6 protein-coding genes are annotated in these 5,350 nt (G+C 64.8%); 4 read left to right on the top strand and 2 right to left on the bottom strand.

The genetic code is table 11. The features are described from left to right. On the top strand, positions 1-878 hold an 878-nt coding region (locus A2J03_RS28940), incomplete at its 5' end, for an alpha/beta hydrolase (protein ID WP_068381536.1). Positions 879-888: 10 nt separating this feature from the next. On the opposite strand, the gene A2J03_RS28945 is transcribed toward A2J03_RS28940, so the two are convergent. After that, entirely contained in the window at positions 889-1,944 is a 1,056-nt protein-coding gene (locus tag A2J03_RS28945; protein WP_068381548.1) for an alpha/beta hydrolase, read from the bottom strand. Positions 1,945-2,090: 146 nt separating this feature from the next. On the opposite strand from A2J03_RS28945, the gene A2J03_RS28950 reads away from it, so the two are divergent. Beyond that, positions 2,091-3,233: an NAD(P)/FAD-dependent oxidoreductase gene (locus A2J03_RS28950; RefSeq protein ID WP_068381539.1), complete on the top strand. Its 1,143-nt coding sequence runs from the start codon at positions 2,091-2,093 to the stop codon at positions 3,231-3,233. Positions 3,234-3,292: 59 nt separating this feature from the next. Then, the gene (gene ilvA / locus A2J03_RS28955) at positions 3,293-4,450 is read left to right on the top strand and encodes a threonine ammonia-lyase (RefSeq protein WP_231912762.1); all 1,158 of its coding nucleotides are present in this window, start codon (positions 3,293-3,295) and stop codon (positions 4,448-4,450) included. Between the two features lie 12 nt (positions 4,451-4,462). Here the strand turns inward: ilvA and A2J03_RS28960 are convergent, their stop codons facing one another. Next, positions 4,463-4,837, bottom strand: a complete 375-nt coding sequence (locus A2J03_RS28960; protein WP_068381545.1) for a VOC family protein — start codon at positions 4,835-4,837, stop codon at positions 4,463-4,465. A 102-nt stretch (positions 4,838-4,939) separates the two neighbouring features. Here A2J03_RS28960 and A2J03_RS28965 point away from each other — a divergent pair. Next, a partial coding sequence (locus A2J03_RS28965; protein ID WP_156520645.1) for a hypothetical protein occupies positions 4,940-5,350 on the top strand: 411 nt, incomplete at its 3' end.

The raw sequence follows: 5,350 nt of genomic DNA on the forward strand, positions 1-5,350 counted from the left end.
TCGAGAAAGATGGCCGCACCTGGACTCTGCAGGTGTACTCGGCGGCGATGAACAAGGACATCACCGTCCAGGTGCAGCGTCCCGTCGACGAATCCACGCCGGCGCCAAACATGTACCTGCTCAGTGGTCTCGACGCAGGCGAGGGTACGGCGAGCTGGCAGCAGCAGACGGACGCGCTGACCTTCCTGTCCGACAAGCAGGTCAACGTCGTTCTCCCGATCGGCGGCCGCGGCAGCTACTACGCCGACTGGCGCCAGGAAGACCCCGCCCTCGGGGTCAACAAGTGGCAGACCTTCCTGACTCAGGAGCTCCCACCGCTTCTCGACGAAACACTCGGCTCGACCGGCCTGAACTCGCTGGCCGGGTTGTCCACGTCCGGCACCGCAGTCCTGCAGATGGCCGAGGCCAAGCCCGGACTGTTCAAGTCCGTTGCGGCGTACAGCGGCTGCGCACAGATCGCCGACCCGTTGGGTAGGCAGTTCGTGAAGCTGTCGGTGGAGACATGGGCGGGTGGCAACACCGTGAACATGTACGGCCCAGACAACGATCCAGCATGGGCTGCGAACGACCCGGTCATCAATGCCGAGAAGCTCCGCGGAACCAACCTCTACATCTCCAGCGGTAGCGGGGTTCCGCAGCCGGAGGATGTGCGGTACTACACCGAAGGCAAAGGACCGCAGGGTGTTGTGAACCTGGGCCTGGGCATCGTCATCGAGGGCGCAACGAACTACTGCTCGCACAACTTGCAGAACAAGCTCGACTCTCTCGGTATCCCGGCGACCTACCAGTTCCCGCCGGTCGGAACACACTACTGGCCGTACTGGGAGCAGGCCCTGCATGATTCCTGGCCAGTGTTGGCCAAGGGGATGGGTATCTGATCGAAGTCCACTACTCGCCAGCACCGAGACCGCTGGCGAGTGTGGGCCACGACCTGTAGAAGGCGTCCTGCCAGTAGCTCCACGAGTGGGTGCCGACGGGGTCGAAGTCGAACGTAGCCGGTATCCGTAGCTCGTCGAGACGGTTCTTCAGGTTGTGGGTACACCAGTTGACCGCGCTCTCGATGGGACCGCCGAGAACTATCTGGTTTGCGACGGCGACCTGCTTCACGATGTTCTCGGTCGTGGGTTCGAAGGTGGCCGAGTCGTCGAACTGGTCGTAGGGGCCAGGCGTTCCGCTGCCGCTGGAGATGTACAACGTGGACCCTCGTAGGCCCTCTGCGTTGACGACGGGGTCGTTGTCGACCCAGGCTGGATCGTCGGGCTCGCCGTACATGTTGCGGACATCGCCGCCTCCCCATGTCTCGGTGACGAGTTCGACGAACGCCCGACCGACCGGATCGGACGTCTGCGCGCATCCGCTGTATCCGGCCACGGCCGAGTAGAAGCCGGGCCGCGCGATCGCCAACTGCAGCACGGCAGTGGCCGTCATCGAGTTGGCCGCGATCGCCTGCACGCCGTCGGTGCCCAGGGCTGCGTCGACGAGCGGAGGCAGTTCGTCGAGGAGGAACGTGCGCCACTTGTTGCGACCGAGAACTGGATCGTCTCGCTTCCAGTCGGTGTAGTAGGCGAATCTTCCCCCTGCAGGCATCACCATGTTGACGTCCTGCTCGGCAAGGAAGTCACCGACGTCGGTCTTCTCGAGCCATGTCGCACTGTCGGTGCCGCCGCCGGCGCCATTGAGCAGGTAGAGCACTGGCCGCGGTACAGAGGCGTCCTTCGGACGCTGGACCGTCACGGGGATGTCCTTGTCCATCGCGGCCGAGTAGACCTGCAGGGTGAGACTTCGGCCGTCGATCGACGCGGACACGATCTTCGAGCCGTTGGCGGAAACCGGCTCTGCCAGCAGGGCATTCGAGAAGATGATGGGGTCGGTCGAACGCTCGTCCGCGGCGGCGGTGCCTACGCCGGTCGTGGAGGCCACTGCCGCAGCCATGACGCCGGTCATCGCGATCCATCGAGCGCGGCCGAACACCCTGCGTGTCAATTTCCACCTCTGATCTCGTGTGCGTGCTGACCGGACGATACGTGACCGCACGGACTTCGACGTGCCCCCGCCGGTCCACTCGCGAATGTCTGGTAGAGATCTCTTTCATGACGATCGTGATCGTGGGTGCCGGACTGGCTGGGCTTCGTAGCGCGCAGGAACTGCGCAAATTGGGGTACGACGGCGAGCTCGTGATCGTCGGCGACGAGGCCCACCTTCCCTACGACAGGCCACCGCTGTCGAAGGAGGTGATCCGCGGGGAACGCGAGGATACGACGTTCGAGCCGCAGGAGTACTTCGACGACCATCGCATCGAACTGCGCCTCGGTTCGGCCGCGACGTCGCTCGATCCGGTGAACCGCGTTCTCGAACTCGCCGACGGCACGACGATCGACTACGACCGACTGGTCGTTGCCACCGGACTGCGACCCAGGCGACTGCCCTCCGTCCCGGAACGTGCGGGCGTGTACGTTCTCCGCTCGCGCGACGACGCCGATGCGCTACGCCGCGCCGCGGCCTCCAGCACGCATGCCGTCGTGATCGGTGCAGGCTTCATCGGGTGCGAACTGGCCGCGGGATTCAGGCATCTCGGAGTGGGCGTGACGCTCGTCGAACCCCAGGCGACGCCGCTGGCGTCGGTGCTCGGCGAGGACGTCGGCGCCCTCGTCGGCCGCATGCACATCGCGGAGGGAGTCGACCTGCGCACCGGAGTCGGCGTGGACACGGTGCGTGGCGCCGAGCGGGTGACGCACGTGCTTCTGACCGACGGCACCGAGAGCGAGGCGGACACCGTCGTGGTCGGCGTCGGATCGACGCCGGTGGTGGAGTGGTTGGCCGGCTCCGGAATCGAGATCGGCAACGGCGTCCTGGCCGACGCAACGGGACGGACCAGCGATCCGCACGTGTGGGCAGTCGGCGACGTGGCGGGATGGACGGTGGATGGCACGGTCCGGCGGGTCGAGCACTGGAGCAATGTCGCAGACCAGGTCAAGGTAATGGCACCGGCGCTGCTCGGCGTCGAACCGGGCGCAACGCGTGCTGTCGTGCCCTACTTCTGGAGCGACCAGTACGACCTGAAGATTCAGGCCCTCGGATCACCGTCGCCCAACGATACTGTCGAAATCGTCGAGGACGACGGTAGAAAATTCCTGGCATACTACGTCCGTGACGGAATTCTTACGGCAGTCGTCGGTGCGGGCAAAGCGGGTGCGGTCATGAAGATGCGCGCCAAGATCGGCCAGCCCGCGTGAGCGGCGGTCTCCTCACCGCCCAAGACATCGCCGACGCCGAAGCCCTGCTCGGGCCGGTCATGCGCCGCGCCCGGGTGGTCGCATCGCGAATTCTGTCCGACCTCACTGGCGTCGAAGTGCGGCTCAAGTGCGAAAACCTGCAGCGCACAGGATCGTTCAAGCCACGTGGTGCGTACAACCGCATCGCGAAATTGTCCGCCGCCGACCGCGAAAACGGTGTCGTCGCGGCGAGTGCAGGTAATCATGCGCAAGGAGTTGCCTGGGCAGCATCGGAATTGGGTATTCCATCGACTGTCTTCATGCCGACAGGCGTGTCCTTGCCCAAGCTCGTTGCCACCAAGGCCTACGGGGCAGAGATCACCCTGGTCGGTTCGACGGTCGACGAGGCACTCGGTCACGCCCGCGAGTTCGCCGCCAGGACCGGTGCCGTACTGATCCACCCGTTCGATCACGCGGATATCGTTGCCGGACAAGCGACATTGGGTACCGAACTGCTGGCGCAGATGCCGAACGTCGGGACCATCGTCGTACCGACGGGCGGAGGTGGACTGCTCGCAGGCGTCGCCGCTGCGGTGCACCTGCACAAGCCGGGTGTGCGGGTGGTCGGAGTGCAGGCGGAGGGCGCCGCGGCATGGCCGGCATCATTGAAGGCGGGCCACCCGATCGCCGCCGAATCCATGTCGACGATGGCCGACGGCATTGCCGTCGGACTGCCGGGCAGCGTGCCGTTCGACCATGTGGTCGACCTTGTGGACGACATCGTGACGGTCTCCGAGGACGCGTTGTCCCGCGCGCTGTTGCTGTGTGTGGAACGCGCCAAGCTCATCGTCGAACCGGCAGGCGCAGCGGCTGTCGCCGCACTGATGTCGCGCGACGACCTGATGCTCGACGGTCCGGTGTGCGCCATTCTGTCCGGCGGTAACATCGATCCGCTGCTGCTGACCCACGTCATCACGCATGGATTGCGTGCCGCGGGTCGCTATCTTGCTGTGCGCGTGACGATTTCGGACCGGCCAGGCGGCCTTCTCAGTCTGCTCGACGTCGTCAAGAAGCTCGGTGCCAGCGTCGTCGACGTCGTCCATTCCCGTACCGGCGGGCAGTTGGGACTCGAGGAAGTCGACGTCATGTTGACGGTGGAGACCCGCGGTCCGACGCATCGCCAGGACGTGCTCGATGCGCTCGCGGCCAGCGGGTATGCGGTCACGGTCGAAAGCTAGAAGGGGCGAAAGCTAGAAGTACGGCCGCGTGATCAATTCCAGATAGTTTCCGCCTGGATCGAGGAAGTACACGCCTCGCCCGTCGTGCTCGGTGTTGGTTTCGCCTGGTCGGGTCCGCTGTGGATCTGCCCAATGCTCGATGTCGCGGGACCTGATCCGGTCGTAGGCACGATCGAACAGGGCGTCGTCGACGAGGAATGCATAGTGCTGTGGGTGATATTCGACCGGCGGACTCGCGAACTGCAACATCACGTGGTCGTCGAGCTGAATGTTGACGAACGGGCCCCATGATGGAGCCATGGTCGCTTCGAGGACGTCGAGGTAGAACTGCGCCGTCGACTGTGGATCCGTGGTGGCAATGATGGTGTGGTTGAACGTGATCGACATATTTTCATGCCTTCTGCTAGGCCCATCGGGGGCTCGTGCAGTACGTTAGCCGAGCCCGCCCGTCGGCACAAGAAAAGTCACAAGACACGTACAGTGACCGTGGTGAAGACCGGACGCCGTCGTATTGCGGGGCTTGTCGTGGTAGCGGGACTCATCGCCGGTTGTGCCGCCGAAGAGTCGCCTTCTCGATCGCCGGGGGACATGGTCGACGCACGCTTCGGCGCAGGAGATTTCGCGATGGCACCGACGCCTACCTGGAGGCTCGATCCTGCCGCACTCGGTACCGTCACGCACTCGCGAAGCTTCGCGCTACCGACGATCCCGGGCGACGGCGCGCCCATGTTGGTGGGGCTGGCCGACGGTGACTACTCGCAGAATCCGATCGGACTCAGGGTTCTGGCGCTGGACCCCAGCAGTGGTGAACGGTTGTGGCTGCGCGATATCGGGCCGGTTCGGCAATGTGCGGAGGAGATCGACGACACCGTCCTGGCCTGCTATGGCGACAATCGCGTC

Source organism: Rhodococcus sp. EPR-157 (assembly GCF_001647195.1).
Classification (GTDB): domain Bacteria; phylum Actinomycetota; class Actinomycetes; order Mycobacteriales; family Mycobacteriaceae; genus Rhodococcoides.